The following is a 21,114-nucleotide window of genomic DNA, read 5'->3' as shown; positions in this document are numbered from 1 at the left end:
TGCTGCCGGGCTCAGCCCGCGACCTTCCTGAACTTGTTCGTCCGCTTCGGATGCCACCAAGCGCCCTTGAGCACGACGCCTTCGGAGACGATCTTGCGGTCGCCAGTCATGTGCTCACCGGTGACGTCGGCATAGTCGAACTTGCCTTCCTTCACCGTCAGGATCGTCGCGTCGCCGAGCGAGCCGACCTTAAGCGAGCCGTATTCGGGCCGCTTCAGCGCCATGGCCGCGTTCACCGTAGAGGCTGCGACGACGTCGTTCAGGCTCATGCCCATCAGCAGGAACTTCGACATGGTCGTGACCTGGTCATAGGCCGGGCCGTCGATGCAGAGCTTGTGGACGTCGGAGGAGATCACGTCGGGCTGGAAGCCGTTGGCGAGCATGGCGCGCGTCGTCTTGAACGAGAACGAGCCCTTGCCGTGGCCGATGTCGAAAATGACGCCACGCTTGCGGGCCGCCAGCACCTCGGGCTTCACCGTGCCCTGCGCCGTGCAGGGCGCGTTCGGGAAGGGGCGGAAGGCGTGGGTCAGCACGTCGCCCGGCCGCAGCATGTTGACCACCTCCTCATAGGAGGGCGGCGGGTGGTCGATATGGCACATCAGCGGCATGCCGACTTCGTTGGCGACCTGCAGCGCGACATTGAGCGGGGCGGTGCCCTGGTCGCCCGAGGCGTGCAGACCGACGCGGACCTTGATGCCGACGATCAGATCGCGGTTCTTGTCGGCGACCTCGGCGCAGTCGATCGGGTTCATCATCGCCATGTCGCGGCTCTCGCCGACCATGACGCGGTGGTCGAAGCCGTAGATGCCGGCGTGGCTGACATGAAGATAGGCGAGGATGCGGGCCTGGCTCTTCTCGATGACATGCTTGCGGAACCCCGGCCAGTTGCCCGGCCCGGCCGAGCCGGTATCGACCGAGGTGGTGACGCCCGAGGCGCGGCAGAACTCGTCGGCGTCGATGCCGAGCGAGGTGCCGCCCCAGTAGACATGGGTGTGCAGGTCGATCAGGCCGGGCGTGACGATGTAGCCGGAGACGTCGCGGATTTCCCTCGCGCCCTTCAGGTCCTTGCCGAAACCCGAGACCTTGCCGTCGGTGAAGGCGACGTCGAGCACGCCGTCATGGGTTTGCGAGGGGTCGATGACCCGGCCGCCTTTGAGGATGAGATCATGGATCATGGAGCTTCCTCGCCCGCCATTTCGATTTCAGAACAAAACGCCGTCATTCCGGGCGCAGCGAAGCGGAGACCCGGAATCCATCCTCCAGCGCCAGCGCCCTTCGATGGATTCCGGATCGGCGCGGCTTCGCCGCTTGTCCGGAATGACGGAGCAAGAGGTCGAACGTTCACACCGGCCCCACGGCGCCCTTGCGCTCGACGATGAGGCCATAGGCCTGCGGCTCGCGATGCTTGGCGAAGTTGAAGGTCGAGGCCTTGTAGCTCTTGCCGAGATCCATGTCGCAGCGGGCAACGATGAGCTCGTCGCCCTCGGTCACCGCCTGCGCCACGACCTCGCCGGTGGGCGCGATGATGCAGGTGCCGCCGATCTGGTCGACGCCGGCTTCCAGGCCCGCCTTGGCGACGCCGACGACCCAGGTCGCGTTCTGGTAGGCGCCGGCCTGCATCACCAGCTGGTTGTGGAAATTGCCGAGCCGGTCGTGGTCGGGCGCCGGTGGATTGTGCTTGGGCGTGTTGTAGCCGAGCACGATCAGTTCGACGTCCTGCAAGCCCATCGTGCGATAGCTTTCGGGCCAGCGCCGGTCGTTGCAGATCATCATGCCGACATTCGCGTCCATCGTGCGCCAGACCGGCCAGCCGAGATCGCCCGTCTCGAAATAGCGCTTCTCGAGATTCTGGAACGGCGCCCCGGGACGATGCTCGGGATGGCCCGGCAGATGGATCTTGCGATACTTGCCGATGATCGCGCCGGATTTGTCGACGAGGATTGCCGTGTTGAAGCGCCGTTTGCGGCCGCTCTCCTGGGCGAGTTCGCAATAGCCGAGATGGAAGCCGACGCCGAGGCGCTTGCTCTCCTCGAAGAGCGGCGCGGTCTCGTTGCCGGGCATCGCGCTTTCGAAATAGCTGTCGATCTCCTCCTCGTCCTCGATCCACCAATGCGGGAAGAAGGCGGTCAACGCGGCTTCCGGATAGACGACGAGATCGGCGCCATGCGCCTTGGCCTGGCGCATCAGATCGATCATGCGCGCGACGGCCGAGGCGCGGCTCTCGTCCAGCTGGATCGGGCCGAGCTGGGCTGCTGCGACGGTGAGAATGCGGCTCATCGGCCTGCCTCCCGGGCGAACGGCTTGAGGGGGAACCGAGCCGAAGTGTCTGGGAGGTCAAGCATGGCGGGAGGCTCGGCTGTGTCGGGGCGATGCGTCGATTGCGACGATCGCGGGGATTGTAGGTCCGGGCGCAAGCGCCCGGAGATCGGTCGCTGCCGCGGTGGCCTCAGAGCGCCTTGGCGAGACGGGGGTCGAGCGAGTCGCGCAAACCATCCCCCAGGAGATTCACCGCCAGCACGGTGATCGAGAGGAAGATCGCCGGGAACAGGATGATGTGCGGCTTGACCTGCCAGAGCGCGCGGCCCTCCGCCATGATGTTGCCCCAGGACGGCGTCGCGGGCGGAATGCCGGCGCCGATGAAGGAGAGGATCGCCTCGATGATCATGGCGCTGGCGCAGATATAGGTCGCCTGCACGCTCATCGGCGCGAAGGTGTTGGGCAGGATGTGGCGCAGGATGATCCGGGGCGTGCGGGCGCCGTTGGCGATCGCCGCCTCGACATAGGGCTGCTCGCGCAGCGACAGCACGACGCCGCGCACGAGCCGCGCCACGCGCGGGATCTCGGCGATGGTGATCGCGATGATGACGTTCTGGATCGAGCCGCGGGTCAGCGCCATCAGCGCGATCGCGAGCAGGATCGGCGGGATCGACATCATGCCGTCGATGATGCGCATGACGATACCGTCCGCCCACCGCACGAAGCCCGCAAAAAGGCCGATCGTCAGGCCGATGACCGAGGACAGGATCGCGACGCTGAAACCGACCACCAGCGAGACGCGGGCGCCGTAGACGACGCGGGAATAGATGTCCCGACCGAGCATGTCGGTGCCGAACCAGTAGAGTTCGGAGGGCACGCGCGTGCGCCGCGAGGTGGCGATGGCGGTGGGGTCGACCGTCCACAACAGCGGCGCGAAAAGGCCGATCAGCGCCATCAGGACGAGCAGCGAGCCGCCGATCGCCACCGCGGGGTGACGGCGCAGATAGCGCCGGAAGCGCCTGAACCGCCCCAGCTGAGGGGCAACCGCAGGCTCCGGAGCCACTGCCAGCGCAGCAGGGGCCGGAATCGAGCTTTGCATCGTCAATAGCGTATCCTCGGATCGACGATCGTGTAGGTCAGGTCGATGAGCAGGTTCACCAGCACGTAGACCAGGCTGAACATGAGCACGACGCCCTGGATGACGGGGTAGTCACGCCGCAGGATGGCATCGACGGTGAGCCGGCCGAGACCGGGAATGGCGAAGACGCTCTCGGTGACGACCGCGCCGCCGATCAGGAGCGCGATGCCGATGCCGATGATGGTCACGATCGGGACCGCCGCGTTCTTCAGGGCATGCAGGAACAGAACCTCGCGCTGCCCGACGCCCTTGGCCTGGGCGGTCCGGACATAGTCCTGCTGCAACACCTCGAGCATGGTGGCGCGGGTGATGCGCGCGATCAGCGCGATATAGACCAGACCCAGCGTCATCGCCGGCAGGACGAGATTCTTGAACCAGGGCACGAAGCCCTCTGAAATCGGCGTGTAGCCCTGCACGGGCACCCAGTCGAGCTGCAGTGCGAAGACATAGGCCAGCAGATAGCCGACAACGAAGACCGGGACGGAAAAACCGAACACGGCGAAGGCCATGGCGCTGCGGTCGATCCAGGTTCCCGCCTTCCAGGCGGCGATGACGCCCATCGGGACCGCGATGGTGACCGCGAAGATCAGCGTCAGGATCATCAGCGACAGGGTCGGCTCGATGCGCTGGGCGATCAGTTGGGTCACCGGCAGCGAGGTAAAGATCGAGGTGCCGAGATCCCCCTGCAGCACGCGGAAAGACCACTCCGCGAAGCGCACCAGATAGGGACGGTCGAGCCCGAGGCTCGCGCGGATGCGCTCGACGTCGGCCGGCGAGGCCTGGTCACCGGCGATGACCGCAGCCGGGTCACCCGGCGCGATGTAGAGCAGGGAAAAGACGAACAGCGCCACGAAGGCCATCACCGGGATGGTCGTGATGATGCGTCTGACGATGAAGGCCAACATTGCGGCTCACGCGTCCTTGTTTCGTTGCGAACGAAATCGGTCTTCGCCGGTCGGGGGACCGGCCTGCGCCGAGGAGGAGCCCGAAGCGGCACGCAGCGCGCGCCGCCTCGCGGACAACGGGGCGCCTGAGGCGCCCCGCCCGTCCGGTCAGGCCTTCGTGACGCCCCAGAGCACCGGGAACGGCCCGCTGGTCACGCCCGAGACGTTCTTCCGCCAGGCCTGGTAGCCGAGATAGAAGCCCGTCGGGCAATAGACGACGTTCTCGACCGCGGCCTTGTTCAGCCGGCCCATGGCGGCCTTCTCTTCGGCCATGTCCTTGGCGGCGAACCAGTTCGTCACTTCCGTCTCGACCGCCGGGACGTCGGGCCAGCCGAACCAGGCCTTGTCGCCATTGGCGCGCACGGCGGTGTAGGAGGCCGGGTTCACGCAGTCGGCTCCCGCATGCCAGGTGTGGAACATGCTCCAGCCGCCCTGCCCGGGCGCCGTCTTCTGGGCGCGGCGGGCACCGACCGTGCCCCAGTCGGTCGCCACGAAGTCGACCTTCATGCCGATGCTCTTCAGCAGTTCGGCCGTGACATCGCCCATCGCCTTGGTCGCGGTCATATCCTGCGCGACGACGCAGATCACCGGCTCGTCCTTGTAGCCGGATTCGGCGAGCAGCTTCTTGGCCTCGGCGACACTCTTCTTCTTCATCATCTCGCCGCCCTCCTCCGTGTAGAGGGGCGTGCCCGGGGTGAAGAAACCGGCCATCGGCTTCCAGAGCTTGTCGTCGTCGCCGATGATGGCGCGCATGTAGTCTTCCTGATTCAGCGCCGTCATCACCGCCTGGCGCACCTTCACGTTGTTGAAGGGCGGATGCAGGTGGTTCATGCGGAAGGCGCCGATGTTGCCGAGCGGATCACCGATATCGACATTGATGTTGGCGTTCCGCTTGAGGACGGGCACCAGATCCGCCAGCGGCGTCTCCCACCAGTCGACCTCGCCATTCTGCAAGGCGGCGGCGGCCGTCGCCGGGTCGGGCATGATCACCCATTCGATGCGGTCGAAATTCATGACCTTGCCGCCGGAGAGCCAGTCGGGCTTCTCGGAGCGGGGCTTGTAGTCGGCGAACTTCTCGAAGACCGCCTTGGCGCCGGGCACCCATTCGTTACGCAGGAACTTCATCGGCCCCGAGCCGATATATTCGGTGATCTGGGTGAAGGGATCGGTCTTGGCGATCCGCTCCGGCATGATGAAGGTGCAGGGCGAGTTGTTCTTGCCGAGAGCGAGCAGCATCTTCGGATAGGGCTGCTTCAGCGACCATTTCCAGGTCAGGTCATCGACCGGCACCAGTTCGTTCTGGATGGCGCGGATCATCAGGCCCATCGGATCGCGGGCCGACCAGCGGATCAGGCTCTGAACCACGTCCTTGGAGGTCACCGGCGCGCCGTCATGGAACTTCAGTCCGTCGCGGAGCTTGAAGGTCCAGGTCAGGCCGTCGGCCGAGACGGTCTCGCTCTCGACCATCTGGCGCTGCGGCTGGAACTTCGAGTCGATGCCGTAAAGCGTATCCCAGACCAGAAGCGCGGCGTTGCGGACGACGTATTGGGTGCCCCAGATCGGGTCGAAATTCGCGAGATTGGCCTGCGGCACGAAGCGCAGGGTCTTGGCCGCAGCCCCTTGCGCAAGGGCCGGCATGGCCAGACCGCCGGCGGCGGCCAGTGCGCCCGTTCCCGCGGCGGTCTTCAGAAATGTTCTGCGGTCCATCGATCTCTCCCCTGAAACGGCAACCTCTTGCGGGCGACCCTGGCGCGAGTTTGGGCAGAAAAATCTGCCGTGACAACTCGTCTGACGGGCCACCCGAAGGCGCCGGACCGCTTGCACGCATCGTGCCAAACGGGACCGGTTGCGAATTCCGCGCGATCGGTGCGCCTGGATGCGGTTTCGGGGGCGAAAATCGATTTCGGCGTCCTGCACAGCCGGCGTTGGAGCGGAGCCGTCGCCGGCTGCCTCATTCGCAGGCGGATTGCGATGCTCGTCAGTTCGAGCCGACCGGTGCGTCGATCCGCGCGAAGGGACGCGCCGACTCGAAGGCGGCCGCCGCACGCAGCACCAGCGCGTCACGCCCGAAGGCGCCGACGAGTTGCAAACCCACCGGCAGCCCGGCGGCGGTCAGCCCGCAGGGCAGCGAGATCGCCGGGGCCTGGGTGATGTTGAAGGGGTAGGTAAAGGGCGTCCAGCGCGTCCAGTCCTCGCCATAGGCGCCGCGGCCGGGGGTGTTGCGGCCGGTTTCGAAGGCCGGGAGCGGCAGCGTCGGCGTCAGCAGCAGGTCGAAGCGTGCATGAAATTGCGCCATCCTGTGCGCAAGCGCGTTGCGCTGGTTCAGCAGCGCATCGACATAAGCCGCCCCTGCGACCTTTTCGCCCTGTTCGGCGACGGCGACGAGACCGGGGTCCATGCGGGCCCGCTCGGCCGGCCCGGCCGAGCGGAGCGCCAGCGCCGCACCGGCCGACCAGATCGTCATCAGCGTCTCGATCGGGTCGTCGAAACCGGGATCGACTTCCTCGACGGTCGCGCCGAGATCCCGGAAGGCAAGGGCCGCGGCCCGGGTCAGCGCGGCGATTTCCGGATCGACCGGCACGTCGCGACCGAGCGTCGGCGACCAGGCGAGGCGCAGACCCTTCACCCCACCCTTGAGCCCGTCGACATAGTCCGGCGCGCGATCGATCATCGCCGTCATGTCGCGGATGTCGGGGCGGCTGATCGCGTTCATGGCGAGCGCGCAGTCGGTCACGGTGCGGGTCAGTGGGCCGAGATGGGCGAGGAAGCCCATCGTCGAGACCGGCCAGGCCGGGACTCGGCCGTAGGTGGGCTTCAACCCGACGACCCCGGTGAAGGCGGCAGGGATGCGCACCGAACCGGCCCCGTCCGTGCCCAGATGGATGCAGCCGAGATTGAGGGCCGCACAGGAGGCCGCCCCCGCCGAGGAGCCGCCAGGGCCGGTGGCGATGTCCCAGGGGTTGCGGGTGATGCCGGAGAGGGGTGAGTCGCCGACGCCTTTCCAGCCATATTCGGGCATGGTCGTCTTGCCGAGGAAGACGGTGCCGGCCTCGCGCAGGCGCGCCGTCGCGGGGGCATCCTCGGCAAAGGCCGCATCGGATGCGACGGCAGAGCCGCGCCGCATCGGCCAGCCGGCCACGCCGATATTGTCCTTGATGGTGACGGGCACCCCGTCCAGCGGACCGAGCGGCTCGCCCTTCAGCCAGCGCGCCTGGGAGGCTTCCGCCATGGCGATCGTCGCTGCGGCGTCGCGAACGACGAAGGCGTTGATCTGCGGCTCGAAGCGCTCGATGCGCTCCAGGGCGTCCCTGGCGACCTCGACCGGGGACAGGCTGCGGGCCGCGAAGAGGGGGCCGAGTTCGGCGGCGGAGAGCGAGGCGATCGTCGTCATGGGCTTATCCTGTCTGCGTCTTGCCGGATTGTCCTGTGCTCACGGCGGGCCCGGTCAAGCAAGCCGCGAGCCGTCGCGCGCTCCTCGTCCACTGTCGCCCGCGACCTGACGGAGCGCTATCAGGCGTTGGCGACCCGCCAAGCCGCATTGAGCAGGACATTCGCTCCAGAAGCGATGTCCTCGGGCGTGCTGAACTCGGCCGGATTGTGCGAGAGCCCCCCGATCGAGGGGATGAAGACCATCGCCGTCGGGCAGAGGCGCGACATCATCTGCGCGTCGTGGCCGGCGCCGGAGATGATGCGACGGATCGGCAGGCCGAGATCGGCGGCACTCTGCTCCACCGTCGCGATCAGCGTCTCGGTGAAGGGCGTGGCCGGGAAGCGCGCCAGGTCGCGGAAGCTGATCTCGATGCCGTGGCGCGCCGCGATCTCCGCACAATAGCCCCGCACGGCGGCTTCCGCCCGCGCCAGCGCTGCGTCGTCGGGATTGCGCAGGTCGAGCGTCATCAGGACGGTCTCGGGCACGACGTTGACGTTGGCGGGCTGGACCCGGATGACGCCGCTGTTGGCGAGCTGGCCGGGAATCGCGCGGGTCAAGTCGTTGGCGTAGACGTTGATGCGGGCGGCTGCGAGGCCCGGATCCTTGCGATAGGCCATGGGCGTGGTGCCGGCATGGCTGGGGCGGCCCTTCAGCGTCAACTCGAGCCAGCAGATCGCCTGGATGCCGGTGACCGCGCCGAGCCCGCCGCCCTCGTTCTCCAGCACCGGGCCCTGCTCGATGTGAAGTTCGAGATAGGCGTGGGCCGGCAGGAAGCCCGGCCGTTCTCGCCCCGCATAGCCGATGCGCCGGAGTTCGGTGCCGAGCACGGCACCGTCGGCGTCCTGCTCGGCATGGGCGGCCTCGACGCTCATGCCTCCGGCCCAGACATAGGAGCCCAGCATGTCGGGGTGGAAGCGGGCGCCCTCCTCATTGGTGAAGGCGATCACCGCGAGGTCGCGTTTCGGCACCAAACCGGCATCGCGCAACGTCGCCAGCACCTCGACGCCGGCGACGACCCCGAGCGCGCCGTCATAGCGCCCGCCCGTGCCGACGGTGTCGATATGCGAGCCCAGGATGACGGCCGGGCCCGGCTCGCGCCCCTTGAGGATGCCGACGACGTTGCCGATGGCGTCGATCTTCACCTCGAGACCCAGCGCCGTCATTTCCGTGACCAGCCAGTCACGGCCCTGCCGGTCCTCATCGGTCAAAGCGAGGCGGCGGCAGCCGCCTTCAGGCGTCGCGCCGATGGCCGCCAAGGCCATCAGCCGGGAGAGCAACCGCGCGCCATCGACCCTCAGATTGCTGCTCATCCGTCATCTCCATGGCAAAGCGCGTCACGCGCCTGCGTGCAGACGGCATGCAGTCCGCCGGCGCCGTCGACATCCTCCATAATCAAGCCGCCATGCGCCTGTCGATTGCCGTGGCGAAGACGCCTGCACGCTTTCGAAGTTCAACGCGCACAACAGCTCATGTTAGAATTCGAAGAATGACAATCGGTAGACAGCCGTTGCCATGCCTGGCGGCGACAAAGCTCGAACAGCCGAGGGCACGATGACCGACGCGGATATCGAACGGGTCAGAGAGAGCTTTGCGCATCTGCATCGGCGCAAGGGCGAGACGGCCGCCTTGTTCTACGCACGTCTGTTCGAGATCGATCCCGAAATTCGCCCGCTGTTCAAAGGCGACATCGCCGCGCAGGGCGTCAAGCTGATGGAGATGCTGACGGTCGCCATCGCGACGCTGCGCGACCCCGGCGGGCTCACCGCATTGCTGAACAAGCTCGGCCGCGAACACCGTGGCTATGGCGTCGAGGAGCGGCATTACGACAGTGTCGGCTCCGCCCTGATCTGGACGCTGCGGACATCGCTCGGCCCCGCCTTCATGCCCGAGATCGAGCGCGCCTGGACGGCGCTTTACCGCGACATCGCCGGCACGATGATCGCAGCGGGCCGTAACGCCTGAGGCACGGCCCGCCGCCGGGTTCGATCAGAACTCTTCCCAGCCGGCGTCGCCGCCACGGCTGTTGGCGACCTTCCGTGCGGGAGCCGCCGGCATCGGGGCCGGCTCGCGCGGCGCGGGAGCGCGCGCCGACGGAGCTCTCGACTGAGCGAAGGCGGCTTCAGCGAGCTGACGCAAGCGCGCCGGTTCGGAAGCCGACCTGTCGACGAGCGAGGTCGCCGGGCGTTCGTGACCGGTACGGAACGTCGCCACGAGGTCGTTGAGCTGGGCGATCTTCTCGGAAAGCGAACCGGCGGAGGCTGCGCTCTGTTCGGACAGCGCCGCGTTCTGCTGGGTCATCTCGTCGAGATGCGCGACCGCCTGACTCATCTCGTCGATGCCGTTGGCCTGTTCGCCGGAGGCTGCGGAGATCTCCGCGATCGTCGCCGCGACCTTCTCCGAAGCCGCCAGGATCTGGCTGAGCTGCTCGCCAGCCTGGCGCACGAGCTTGACGCCCTCGCCGACCTCGGTGTTGGAGGACGAGATCAGCGCCGAGATGTCCTTGGCCGCCTCGCCGGAGCGCTGGGCGAGCGTGCGCACCTCGGAGGCCACGACCGCGAAGCCCTTGCCGGCATCACCGGCGCGGGCCGCCTCGACCGCTGCGTTGAGAGCCAGCAGATTGGTCTGGAAGGCGATGTCGTCGATCACCCGGATGATGTCGGAGATCTTGGTCGAGGCGTCCTCGATGCGGGCCATCGCGTCGACCGCCTTGCCGGCGATGGCGCCGCCGGCCTGCGCCGCCCTCATCGCCTCGTCCGAAATCGCCGCGGCATTCCGCGACGCCTGGGCGGAGGCCTTGACGGAAGCCGCGAGTTCTTCGGTCGTCGCCGCAGTCTCCTCCAGGCTCGAAGCCTGCTCCTCGGTGCGCTTCGACAGGTCGTTGGCGCCCGTGTTGATCTCGCGCGCAGCGAGCCCGACATCGGCCGAGGTCGTCTGGATCGTCCGGACGGTCGAGGAGAGGCGGTCCACCGTCGCGTTGAAGTCGTCGCGCAGCTTGGCATAATCGGCTGGGATGTCCGCGTCGATGCGATGGGTCAGGTTGCCCTCGGACAGTTCGGCGAGCCCCGCCGCGAGGGCGTCGACCACCTTCTCGAGTTCGCGGGCCTGCTGCAGGCGCTGCTGCGCCGCGGCCTGGCGCTCCGCTTCGGAGGATCGACGGTTCTCGTCCATCAGGTTGGCCTGGGAGGCCGCCTCGACCTCGAGGCGCTCCTTCTCGATGGCAGCGGCACGCAGCACGCCGACGGCCCCGGCCATCTCGGCGAATTCGCCGGCGCGGAAGGTCGGCACGGCGGTCACGAGATCGCCGGCAGCCAGGCGCTCCATCGCGGTCTTGAGGCTGCCGAGCGGCCTGAGCATCCGGCGCACGAGCAGGAACAGGGCGACACCGGCGGCGAGCGCGATCAGCAGCCCCGCGATCACGTTGGACGTCACCATCTCGCTGATGACGCTGGTGAAGTCCGCCTGCTTGATGCCGACGAACAGGATGCCGATGACGCGATTGTCGGATTTCTGGATGATCGGCTCGTAGATCGTGAAATAGGGCTGCCCGAGAATGTCGGCCGCACCGGAATAGGTCTGCCGCTGCTTGAGCACGGTGTCGTAGGCCGTGCCCGCTGCCAGCTTGGTGCCGACCGCACGGCCGCCATCGGGCCGCTGCACGTTGGTGGCGATGCGGACGTCGCCCATGAAGATCGTCGCCACGCTGCCCGCGAGGGCCTTGACCTTGTCGACGGCGGCGAAATTGCCGTTCATCAACTCGTCGCCGAAATAGAGCTTGTCGCCATCGAGGCGCGGCTCGCCCTTGGTCGTCACGATGTCGCGCAGCAGGTTGACGTTGACGACGAGACTGGCCTGGGCCCGTTCGCGCATGGCCTTCTCCGCCGCCTGCAGCGACACCATAACGGAAGCGGCGACGGCGATGCCGACGAACAGGACCCCGACGACAGCGAGGCGGGTGGCGATCGGCAGGCGGAGAGTGAGAAGCTTTTTCATCAATGAACCCGGGTTGGAAGCGGCGTCGACCCCACGGCCCGTCCTGCTCCAGGCAGGATACGGCCGCGATCAGACGGCGCCGGCTCAGCCAGCAGTGCGAGCGGAGGCGCACCAATCAATTCAATAGAGGCGGTAGGCCAGGCGTGTTTCCCGGTCGGCGATAGGAACGACACGGAGGTGCCGTTATGTCTTCCGCCGACGTTGATTTTAGACTTAATCAATCTTGTGAAGAATTGCTTAAAATGCCGATTTTTAGACTGAAGACACCCCTGAAGTTCCATCTGAAACCATTTCGAGGACAATCGCTCTCGAGGCCGCTCTTCGCCCGGCGGAGGGCGGGGAGAGCCCTGTTGCATGGGCGCCACAGTGGCCACCTGCCACAGTTTCGCCATGTCGCGTTCACCCCACAGCCATGCGATGTGACTTGAAGGTCATCATCGGCGTCATGCGTGGAACGCCGATGCCTTTCCGCCGTTGTTCAGCCGCGTCCGCAAGATCAATAAAGCAGAGCCAAACTTCATGTCCGTCGTGCCCCCCATCGCCTCGCTGCCCTCTTCCCTCGCCCGCCCGTCGCGGCGAGCGACGCTGCTGATGATGCCGTTCGCACTGGCGGGCTGCGTATCCGGCCCACAGCAGCCGTATGAGGTGATCCAAGCCAGGGGCTACGGCGTCAGCGCCGAGTATCTCGCCATGTATGGCGAGCGTCCCGACGAGCAGTTCCCGCTGCCTGCGACCGACATCTCGGAGGTCGATCCGCGCTACCTGCGCCGCGAGGTGGCCTATCCCACGCGCGAGCAGCCCGGCACGATCATCGTCGATACCGATAACAAGTATCTCTATCTCGTTCGCGAGAATGGGCGCGCCATCCGCTACGGCATCGGCGTCGGCAAGCAGGGCATGTCCTGGCGCGGCCGCGCGACGATCGCCCGCAAGGCTGCCTGGCCGCGCTGGACGCCGACCGCCGCGATGATCGCCCGCGACCCCGAGAAGAACGGCCCCTGGGCCGGCGGCATGGAGCCCGGCCTCGACAATCCGCTGGGTGCGCGCGCGCTCTATCTCTATCAGGGGAACCGCGACACGCTCTACCGCATCCACGGCACGACCGAGCCGTGGTCGATCGGCCAGTCGGTATCCAGCGGCTGCATCCGCCTGTTCAACCAGGACATCATCGACCTGCACAGCCGGGTTCCGACGGGAACGACGGTGCTCGTCCTCAATCGCGGGCAGCTGCTGACGCCACAGCCGGGCGAGAGCTTCGACGAGTTCACCTCGGAAGGTACCAGCATCTGACGGCGACGTGACCGGCTTGCGATTGCGAGCCACCGGGCCATGCCTTGATACCGTCACAGGCAGGCCCCACCTCTCGACAGGCGGCGCAATCCGCGCCGCCCGACATGAGAGGAGATGACGATGACGCCGCAGGAACGCGACGTGATCGCCGGGATTTTCGACCGCCTGAAACAGGCGGCCAACCAGCCCCGCGACCCCGAGGCTGAAAACTTCATCGCCGAGCGGCTGCGCGAGCAGCCCTACGCTCCTTATGCGATGGCTCAAGCGGTCTATGTGCAGGAGACCGCCCTGACCAACCTGCAGGCTCAGGTGGAAGACCTGCAGGCCCAGTTGCGGGATTTCGAGAGCCGCCAGCAGGCCGAGGCCCCGGCGCAAAACGGGGGCTTCCTGTCGGGCATCTTCGGCGGCGGCGCTGCGGCGCCACGGCCTCGCTCCGTGCCTTCATTTCCGCAGCGGGCGCCCGAGGGCGCAGGCTCGGCGTGGTCGGGCCAGCGCCCGGGCATGATGGCCGCGGCGGGTGCTCAGCCGGGGCCGGGCACGCCGCCGGGGCCGGGCCAGCAGCAGCCGGGTCCCTGGGGCAATGCGGGGGCGCAGGCTCCGGGCCGCGGCGGCTTCATGGCCACGGCGCTGACGACGGCGGCCGGTGTCGCGGGCGGCATGATGCTCGGCAGCGTGCTCAGCAACGCCTTCGGCGGCGGCGCTGCGAAGGCCGCGGAGACGAAACCGGCCGAGACGGCCGGCGAGGCGCAGGGCAACGGCGCGGAAGCGCAACCGGCTGCTTATGACGACGGATCGTCGAACGAGGCGAATTACCAGCAGGCCGCCCATGGCGACACGCAGGATGCCGGCTACGACGACGGCTCCAGCCTCTTCGACGGCGGCGACGACGACAGCTGGGCCTGACGCGGCACAGCCATCTCGAGCAGACAGAAACCCACCCGGCCCGCACCGGGTGGGTTTTTCTGTGACGGGGTGGCGCTCAGATCACCAGCACCTTGGCGCCGACGCGGACGCGTTCGTAGAGATCCTGGACGTCGTCATTCGTCATGCGGATGCAGCCTGAGGAGACCGCCTGCCCGATCGTGTGCGGCTCGTTCGTGCCGTGGATGCGATAGAGCGAGGATCCGAGATAGAGCGCGCGGGCGCCCATCGGGTTCTCGGGCCCGCCCGGCATGAAGCGCGGCAGATCGGGCCGGCGCTTCAGCATTTCCGGCGGCGGCGTCCAGTTCGGCCACTCGGCCTTGCGGCTGACGGTCTTCATGCCGGCCCAGGAGAAGCCCGGCCGGCCGACACCGATGCCGTAGCGCAGCGCGCGCCCGTTCGGCTGGACCAGAAACAAAAAGCGCTGCGGCGTGTCGATGATGATCGTGCCGGGCCTTTGCGGCCCGTCATAGGCGACCTCCTGCTTGCGGAAGCGGGGGTCGATGACGCGCTCGATCGGCCGCTCCATCTCGAGCGGCTGGCCGAGCGCCGCGACCCGGCGGCCGTTGGCGGTCGAGGGGGCGGCTGATTGGCGGAAGGGATCGGCCTCGTAGCCGGCGGCCGGACGCGCACTATGGCCATAGGCCGAGCCGCCGGGCCGGTTGTAGACCACGCCGCCTCGCGGGCTCGGGTCCCGTCCGATCATCAGCAGTTCGATGAAACCACCGCCATACTGGCCTCGCGGCGACGAGGCGGTCGTCATCGGATCGGGATAGCCCTGGGCCAAGGATGGCACTGGGCCGGCCAGCGCGCCTGCGAGCACGAGCAACGAGACGGACAAAACGGGACGCATGACACAAACACCTCGGCATCGACTCTGCGAAGCCTGAGGCGCCCGTTTCAAAGGAATGGTGAATCCTTATGGTTTCCCAAAGCTTTGCTGCGGCGATACCGCGAATTCAACGGGTTAACCTTATCATCGCCCGAAGAGACAGGGTGAAGGAAAGGTTTCCGTCGGCCGGGTGATCTCGCGGTCAGGGCCTGCCTGCGCGGCGGGATGCCCACCACAGCCGCAGCAGGGTCCGTGATCGCGCCACGTCGCAGGCGAGGATCACGGCGCCATAGACAAGCGCGCCGATGCCGACCTGAAGGGCGAGTTCGGCGGCGGCGGGCAGGCGTCCCTGCAGCGGCCAGATCGCCAGCGTCATCGCGACGACCGCCAGGACGATCGCGCCGCAATCCCTCAGCGGCGGCATCATCGGCAGGATCCGCAACGCCGCCACCGCCGTGATCGCGAGCACGATGAGGAACGCCGCCATCTGCGCCAGCGCATAGGCTGAGGGCTGCCCCGCCCCGAAGGCGGCGAGCACGGCGACATTGACGAGGAGCGCGACCAGCGCGGCCAACGTGGTCACCAGCGTGCGCTTTTCGAGCAGGAAGACCGGGTAGAGACCGGCCTGGAAGATGGTGAGCGCGACGAAGCCGGGCAGCAGCGGCGCCATATAGGCGGAGAAGCGGCCCTGGAAGCTCGGCGGCACCAGCAGCCGGTCGAAGGCGGGCAGCGCCAGGGCGAAGCCGACGGCCGCCGGCAGTGCCACGGCCAGGACGATCACCAGATTGGCGGCGATCCGCTTCTGTGCGGCGCGCCGGCCGCGGGTTTCGTCGAGCCGGATCACCTCGCGCAGCAGCACGATCTCCAGCGTCGCGCCCAGCGTTCCGAAAAGACGCAAGCCCATATCCGAGGCGAGCGAGAAATAGCCGGCCTCCGCGAAGCCATGCGCGCCCGCCATCAGCGAGCGGTTCAGCAGCGGGATCAGCGAATAGATCGCGTTGCCCGCCACGACCGGGAAGGCGTAGCGCGCAAAGGTCCAGGCGAGGTCCGCCCGGCCCGCCGCCAGGGAGAGCGGCGCATCGGCGAGCCGGCGCCGGACCGACACCAGCGCCACGGCCGCGCTGATCAGCCCGCCGAAAAGCACCACGGTGGGGTCCTTGGTCAGCCAGGCGCCGCCCACCATCAAGACGAGGGCGAGCAGGTTCTTGACGACCACCAGACGGGCATAGGCGGCATCGAGGAAACGCGCCCGGGCGATGGCACCGTGGTAATCGAAGAGACCGGCCCCGATGCCGGCCAGCACGGCCGCCGACAGCATCATCGCCGGCATGCGCAGGTCGAACCCGGCGACCACGGCGACGACGAGCAGCGCGCAGAGGGTGATGCTGACGCCGGCGACGAGCAGGTCCAGCGTCGCGCGGATTTCCGGCTCGGTCTCGCGACTGCGCAGCGAATAGAAGCGCACGGCCGAGAGCCTGATCCAGTCCATCATCGCCGTGTTCACCAGGACGATGATGGCGGCGCCGATCGCATAGCGGCCGAATTCCGCCGGCCCGAGGAAAAAGGCGATCAGAAGCCCGAGAACGAAGTTCAACGCGGCATTGACGACGAAAGGCAGAAGGACCGTCATCGCGTCTCGATCATGCGTCCCGAGGCCCCGGTGTGGTCCAGCCGTGTCGGCGGGGCCGACTCAGCCACGCCGAGCCCTGCAGAAGAGTCTGGCGTAGCGGGCGCGCCAGGATTTTCCAAGCAGCGGAGGGGTTCGGTCGTAGCCGGGTTCTCGCTCACGGCGGGGCCCGCGATCAGCATCGTCGGTTTTGGGATGTTCTCACGCGAACCTGACGTGACGAACCGCGTTGGGACAGCCATGGCCCTGCGCAGAGACGGATCGATGAATGCGACGCCCCTCCACCAACTGGTCTACACCTCGGCTTATCGTGCGGGCCGCGTCCACAGCGAATTGCAGGCGCTGCGCGCGATCCTGTCGGTGTCGCGCCGCAACAATCTCGCCGCCGGCGTCACAGGCTTCCTGATCTTCGATCGCGACAGCTTCGTGCAGGTTCTGGAGGGGCCCCGTGAGACGCTCGAGGCGACGATGGCCCGCATCGAACAGGACGACCGGCACCGGGATGTCACCGTGATCGGCATCCGACCTATCGAGACGCGCGCCTTCCAGGCCTGGACGATGGGGGGCTGCCATCGCACCCCGCAACAGCAGCCGATCTTCGCCGCTCACGGCATCCTCGACCGGATCGACCGGTCGAAGGTTTCCTTCGAGACGGTCGTCTCCCTGGCGCGGGACCTCAGCGCCCAGGCGTCGCCACAGGGCTGAAGAGGCTCCTACGGGCCTCCCATGCGCGGCCCGAATGCCCGGCGGCGGCGACGCTGCTATCGCCGGGTCGCGGAGCCCGCTATGGCGGAGGCACCATGACAGCCCAGCCGCTTCGCCTTCGCCCGGCCCGTGACGACGACTCCGCGCCGCTCGCAGCGCTGATCGCGGCAAGCTTCGCCGAATACCCGAACTGTTACTTCGAATGGGCGGAGTTTCCCGAGTTGCGCCGCCCGGCCAGCCATTTCGCCGCCAAGGGCGGCCGGCTCTGGCTCGCCGACGCGCCGGGGGGCGGCATTGCCGCCTCGCTCGGCGCCACGCCGGTGCCAGAACAGAACGCGGTCGAGATCACCAAGGTCTACGCTTCTCCCGCCTTCCGCGGTTCGGGCCTGGCGCAGGCCCTCTTTGCCGAGGCGCTGCGCTTCGCAGAAGAAGGCGGCTTTGCAGAGATGATGCTGTGGTCGGATTCGCGCTTCGCGCGCGGGCATCGCTTCTACGAGAAACTCGGCTTCCGGCGCTGGCCCGGCGAGCGCTACCTCGCCGACGTGTCCGAAACCTGGGAGTTTCACTACCGGCTCGATCTGCGCGGCGCGCCATGAGCTTGAGCCCCGCCCTGCGCGCCCTGCTGGGCATCGCGCTGCTCACCGTCATGGATGCGGTGGTCAAGGCGCAGATGCAGGAGGATCCCTTCATCCTGGCGCTGTTCATGCGCTTCGCGATGGGCGGCGTCTGCGCGCTCGTGGTGCTGGCCATCGCGCGGCCGCCTGCGCCGACGCGCGCCAGCGTGATCGGCAACAGCGTGCGCGTGCCGGTCGTGGTGCTGACGGCCGGCAGCTTCTTCTACTCGGTCTCGGTCCTGCCGCTGGCGGAGGCGCTGACGCTCGCCTTCCTCGCCCCGGTCTTCGTGGCGCTTCTCGGCGGGGTGCTGCTGAAGGAGAAGATGGATGCGCGGATCTGGCAGGCGCTCGGCTTCGGCGTGGTGGGCATGCTCGTCATGGTCTGGCCGCGGTTGCAGGGGCAGGTCAGCGGCGCCGGGCTCGGCGTGGCCGCGGCGCTGTTCTCGGCCGTAGCCTATGCCTTCAACCTGATCCTGCTGCGGCGCATCGCGCTGAAAGAGCACCCGGCGGTCATCGTCGCCTTCCAGAACTGCGGGCCGGCCCTGCTGCTGGCGCTGCCCGCCGCGTTCGCCTTCGTGCCGCTGAGCGCTGCCGATCTCCTGATCTATCTCGCAGCGGGCGCGCTCGGGGTCGCCGGCCATCTGACCCTGACCTCGGCCTTCGCGCGGGCGGAAGCCTCGCGTCTGGCGCCGCTGGAATACACCGCGCTGATCTGGGCGAGCGGGCTCGGCTATGCCTTCTTCGACGAGGTGCCGCTGATCACGACCTATGCCGGCGCGGTGCTGATCGTCGCGGGCGCGATCGCGATCAGCCGGCGCTGAGGCGGGTCACCGCGGCGCCCGCGCCGGGAAGATCACGCAGGTCTCGGTGCCATGGGCGAGCAGCTTGCCGCGCTCGTCGACGAGCCTGCCCTCGCTGGTCGCCACCGTGCCGCCGCGGTGGATGACCTTGCCCTCGCAGCGCACGAGGCCGCTTTCGGGCATGACCGGGCGGACATAGTTCAGCTTCATCTCCAAAGTGGTGTAGCCCTCGCCCGGCTTCAGCGTCGCATGGGTGGCGCAGGCCATGGCGGAATCGAGGATCGTCGCCGTCCAGCCGCCATGGACCGTGCCGAGCGGGTTGAAGAAGCGCGCCGAGGGGCGGCCGGTGAAGACCACCCTGCCCTCCTCCGCCTCGACGAGGTCGAGGTCCATCGCATCGGCAAAGGGCGGGCCGGGATGACGGCCCGCGATCATGCCGCGCAGGAAATCGAGGCCGCTGCCTGCCAGCAGCGTCTCCCGCGATACCACTCCGACGTCGCGTGCCATGACCCAGCCTCTATCGTGTACCCACACGATAGAGGGATCGCCCGGAGAGGGTCAAGCGGCCTTCACGTCGTGGCGCGCGCCACGCGCCGCAGCGCCTTGAGCCGGTCGCGCATCTGGCTCCAGTCGTCCCGGCCGAGCCCGCCTTCGATCCGCTCCTGCGCGGCGCGCCAATGGGGGATCGCCGCGTCGATCGCGGCGCGGCCCCTCGGCGTCACGCCATAGATCGAGGCCCTGCCCTTGCAGGCGACCGGCTCGATCAGCCCCTCGGCGGCGAGGAGTTGCAGGTTGCGGGTCAGCGAGGTGCGCTCCAACGCGAAGCGCTCCGCCAGTTCGGTGACCGAGCGCCAGGCGCCGGTGCTGAGCGCCGAGAGCAGGACGAACTGGGTGATCTTCAGACCGCTCGAGCGCATCGCCTCGTCATAGGCGCGGGTGACGGCGCGCGCCGTCATCCGCACATGCAGCGCGACGCAGGATCGCGCGATGTCGTCGAGGACCTCGGGCGTGGCGGGCGACGGATCGGGGATGGTCATGGTGCCATGGTAGCGCCTTCCGCCCGGCTTGGCAGCCGCCAAGTCCCCGGCCGGGGCCGGACTTGCCCGCATTCACCATCCGCGTCCGACAGCACGTCATTCCCGTCGTTGTTTTCTTGACTCCGGGAGGGGCCAGCCCTATCTCCGGGCCATCGGTTAGCACTCGCCAACGGGGACTGCTAACAGATACCCGCGCGGGCGGATCCTGAGGCCCGCATCGAATTTGTACCGAGAGGAAGACAGAACCATGAAGTTCCGTCCGCTGCATGACCGCGTCGTGGTCCGCCGCCTTGATGGCGAAGAGAAGACCAAGGGTGGCATCATCATCCCCGACACCGCCAAGGAAAAGCCCCAGGAGGGTGAAGTCGTCTCCGTCGGCCCCGGCGCCCGCGACGACGCTGGCAAGCTCGTGGCCCTGGACGTCAAGAAGGGCGACCGCGTCCTTTTCGGCAAGTGGTCCGGCACCGAGGTGAAGATCGATGGTCAGGACCTCCTGATCATGAAGGAATCCGACATCATGGGCGTCATCGGCTGATAGCCGCCTGACCGTCCCTTCCCGTTTGCATTCCAAGGAGTAGCTCTCATGGCTGCCAAAGAAGTCCGCTTTTCCACCGATGCGCGCGACAAGATGCTGCGCGGCGTCGACATCCTCGCCAATGCGGTCAAGGTCACGCTCGGTCCCAAGGGCCGCAACGTCGTGATCGAGAAGTCCTTCGGCGCTCCCCGCATCACCAAGGACGGCGTCACCGTCGCCAAGGAGATCGAGCTCGCCGACAAGTTCGAGAACATGGGCGCCCAGATGGTTCGCGAAGTCGCGTCCCGTCAGAACGACCATGCCGGCGACGGCACCACGACCGCCACGGTCCTGGCCCAGGCCATCGTCCGTGAGGGCGCCAAGTCGGTCGCGGCCGGCATGAACCCGATGGATCTGAAGCGCGGCATCGATCTCGCCGTCGAGGCGATCGTCGCCGACCTCAAGAAGAACTCGAAGAAGGTCACCTCGAACGCCGAAGTCGCGCAGGTCGGCACGATCTCCGCCAATGGCGACGAGTCGGTCGGCAAGATGATCTCGACCGCCATGCAGAAGGTCGGCAACGAGGGTGTCATCACCGTCGAGGAGGCCAAGACCGCCGAGACCGAACTCGACGTCGTCGAGGGCATGCAGTTCGACCGCGGCTACCTCTCGCCCTACTTCATCACCAACTCGGAGAAGATGGTCGCCGAGCTGGAAGACCCCTACATCCTGATCTTCGAGAAGAAGCTGTCCTCGCTCCAGGCGATGCTGCCGATCCTCGAGGCCGTGGTGCAGACCGGAAAGCCGCTGCTCATCATCGCCGAGGACGTCGAGGGCGAGGCTCTCGCCACGCTCGTCGTAAACAAGCTCCGTGGCGGCCTGAAGGTCGCGGCCGTCAAGGCTCCGGGCTTCGGTGATCGCCGGAAGGCCATGCTCGAGGATATCTCGATCCTGACCGCCGGCCAGATGCTCTCGGAAGACCTCGGCATCAAGCTCGAGACCGTGACCCTCGAGAT

General features: G+C 67.5%; 20 protein-coding genes. 8 read left to right on the top strand and 12 right to left on the bottom strand.

The features are described 5' to 3' along the window. Nucleotides 1-11: 11 nt before the first annotated feature. From Q8M82_RS08350 to Q8M82_RS08320, 7 genes are all read right to left on the bottom strand, one after another. Nucleotides 12-1,175: an amidohydrolase/deacetylase family metallohydrolase gene (locus Q8M82_RS08350; RefSeq protein ID WP_305690902.1), complete on the bottom strand. Its 1,164-nt coding sequence runs from the start codon at nucleotides 1,173-1,175 to the stop codon at nucleotides 12-14. 166 nt (nucleotides 1,176-1,341) lie between these two features. Beyond that, entirely contained in the window at nucleotides 1,342-2,277 is a 936-nt protein-coding gene (locus tag Q8M82_RS08345; protein WP_305690901.1) for an N-carbamoyl-D-amino-acid hydrolase, read from the bottom strand. 169 nt (nucleotides 2,278-2,446) lie between these two features. Continuing rightward, nucleotides 2,447-3,355 (bottom strand): ABC transporter permease, encoded by a 909-nt coding sequence (locus Q8M82_RS08340; protein WP_305690900.1) that lies wholly within the window; start codon nucleotides 3,353-3,355, stop codon nucleotides 2,447-2,449. Between the two features lie 2 nt (nucleotides 3,356-3,357). Then, nucleotides 3,358-4,299 carry an ABC transporter permease gene (locus Q8M82_RS08335; protein WP_305690899.1) on the bottom strand — a complete coding sequence of 314 codons (942 nt, stop codon included), beginning with the start codon at nucleotides 4,297-4,299 and terminating at the stop codon, nucleotides 3,358-3,360. A gap of 147 nt (nucleotides 4,300-4,446) precedes the next feature. Then, nucleotides 4,447-6,045 carry an ABC transporter substrate-binding protein gene (locus Q8M82_RS08330; protein WP_305690898.1) on the bottom strand — a complete coding sequence of 533 codons (1,599 nt, stop codon included), beginning with the start codon at nucleotides 6,043-6,045 and terminating at the stop codon, nucleotides 4,447-4,449. Between the two features lie 271 nt (nucleotides 6,046-6,316). Beyond that, nucleotides 6,317-7,729, bottom strand: a complete 1,413-nt coding sequence (locus tag Q8M82_RS08325; RefSeq protein WP_305690897.1) for an amidase — start codon at nucleotides 7,727-7,729, stop codon at nucleotides 6,317-6,319. A gap of 119 nt (nucleotides 7,730-7,848) precedes the next feature. Next, nucleotides 7,849-9,078: a Zn-dependent hydrolase gene (locus Q8M82_RS08320; protein WP_305690896.1), complete on the bottom strand. Its 1,230-nt coding sequence runs from the start codon at nucleotides 9,076-9,078 to the stop codon at nucleotides 7,849-7,851. Nucleotides 9,079-9,319: 241 nt separating this feature from the next. On the opposite strand from Q8M82_RS08320, the gene Q8M82_RS08315 reads away from it, so the two are divergent. Next, nucleotides 9,320-9,730, top strand: coding sequence for a globin family protein (locus Q8M82_RS08315; protein ID WP_305690895.1), 411 nt, complete (start codon nucleotides 9,320-9,322; stop codon nucleotides 9,728-9,730). A 24-nt stretch (nucleotides 9,731-9,754) separates the two neighbouring features. On the opposite strand, the gene Q8M82_RS08310 is transcribed toward Q8M82_RS08315, so the two are convergent. Further along, complete coding sequence (locus Q8M82_RS08310; protein ID WP_305690894.1) at nucleotides 9,755-11,758, bottom strand: methyl-accepting chemotaxis protein; 2,004 nt, start codon at nucleotides 11,756-11,758, stop codon at nucleotides 9,755-9,757. A gap of 519 nt (nucleotides 11,759-12,277) precedes the next feature. Here Q8M82_RS08310 and Q8M82_RS08305 point away from each other — a divergent pair. After that, on the top strand, nucleotides 12,278-13,048 hold the full coding sequence (locus Q8M82_RS08305; RefSeq protein ID WP_305690893.1) for a L,D-transpeptidase: 771 nt from the start codon (nucleotides 12,278-12,280) through the stop codon (nucleotides 13,046-13,048). Nucleotides 13,049-13,168: 120 nt separating this feature from the next. Beyond that, nucleotides 13,169-13,951 carry a DUF2076 domain-containing protein gene (locus Q8M82_RS08300; protein WP_305690892.1) on the top strand — a complete coding sequence of 261 codons (783 nt, stop codon included), beginning with the start codon at nucleotides 13,169-13,171 and terminating at the stop codon, nucleotides 13,949-13,951. Nucleotides 13,952-14,027: 76 nt separating this feature from the next. Here the strand turns inward: Q8M82_RS08300 and Q8M82_RS08295 are convergent, their stop codons facing one another. Then, entirely contained in the window at nucleotides 14,028-14,822 is a 795-nt protein-coding gene (locus Q8M82_RS08295) for a L,D-transpeptidase (protein WP_371126277.1), read from the bottom strand. A 181-nt stretch (nucleotides 14,823-15,003) separates the two neighbouring features. After that, nucleotides 15,004-16,431 (bottom strand): lipopolysaccharide biosynthesis protein, encoded by a 1,428-nt coding sequence (locus tag Q8M82_RS08290; protein ID WP_305690891.1) that lies wholly within the window; start codon nucleotides 16,429-16,431, stop codon nucleotides 15,004-15,006. Between the two features lie 261 nt (nucleotides 16,432-16,692). Here Q8M82_RS08290 and Q8M82_RS08285 point away from each other — a divergent pair, with 261 nt between their 5' ends. The 3 genes from Q8M82_RS08285 (at nucleotide 16,693) to Q8M82_RS08275 (ending at nucleotide 18,568) form a co-directional block, all read left to right on the top strand. Next, the gene (locus Q8M82_RS08285) at nucleotides 16,693-17,133 is read left to right on the top strand and encodes a BLUF domain-containing protein (RefSeq protein WP_305690890.1); all 441 of its coding nucleotides are present in this window, start codon (nucleotides 16,693-16,695) and stop codon (nucleotides 17,131-17,133) included. 95 nt (nucleotides 17,134-17,228) lie between these two features. After that, nucleotides 17,229-17,729, top strand: coding sequence for a GNAT family N-acetyltransferase (locus Q8M82_RS08280; protein ID WP_305690889.1), 501 nt, complete (start codon nucleotides 17,229-17,231; stop codon nucleotides 17,727-17,729). Next, on the top strand, nucleotides 17,726-18,568 hold the full coding sequence (locus Q8M82_RS08275) for a DMT family transporter (protein WP_305690888.1): 843 nt from the start codon (nucleotides 17,726-17,728) through the stop codon (nucleotides 18,566-18,568). Before Q8M82_RS08280 ends, Q8M82_RS08275 begins: the two co-directional genes overlap by 4 nt. 6 nt (nucleotides 18,569-18,574) lie before the next feature. Here Q8M82_RS08275 and Q8M82_RS08270 read toward each other — a convergent pair whose 3' ends face one another. Together Q8M82_RS08270 and Q8M82_RS08265 are read right to left on the bottom strand one after the other, a co-directional pair. After that, nucleotides 18,575-19,054, bottom strand: a complete 480-nt coding sequence (locus tag Q8M82_RS08270; protein ID WP_305690887.1) for a PaaI family thioesterase — start codon at nucleotides 19,052-19,054, stop codon at nucleotides 18,575-18,577. 62 nt (nucleotides 19,055-19,116) lie between these two features. Continuing rightward, on the bottom strand, nucleotides 19,117-19,584 hold the full coding sequence (locus Q8M82_RS08265; RefSeq protein ID WP_305690886.1) for a MarR family winged helix-turn-helix transcriptional regulator: 468 nt from the start codon (nucleotides 19,582-19,584) through the stop codon (nucleotides 19,117-19,119). Nucleotides 19,585-19,831: 247 nt separating this feature from the next. On the opposite strand from Q8M82_RS08265, the gene groES reads away from it, so the two are divergent. Both groES and groEL read left to right on the top strand, forming a co-directional pair. Then, the gene (groES, locus tag Q8M82_RS08260; RefSeq protein ID WP_054143942.1) at nucleotides 19,832-20,119 is read left to right on the top strand and encodes a co-chaperone GroES; all 288 of its coding nucleotides are present in this window, start codon (nucleotides 19,832-19,834) and stop codon (nucleotides 20,117-20,119) included. 48 nt (nucleotides 20,120-20,167) lie between these two features. Continuing rightward, on the top strand, nucleotides 20,168-21,114 hold a 947-nt coding region (groEL, locus tag Q8M82_RS08255), incomplete at its 3' end, for a chaperonin GroEL (protein WP_305690885.1).

The organism is Allobosea sp., assembly GCF_030694325.1.
Classification (GTDB): Bacteria; Pseudomonadota; Alphaproteobacteria; order Rhizobiales; family Beijerinckiaceae; genus Allobosea.
This window is presented reverse-complemented; position numbering and strand designations above follow the sequence as displayed.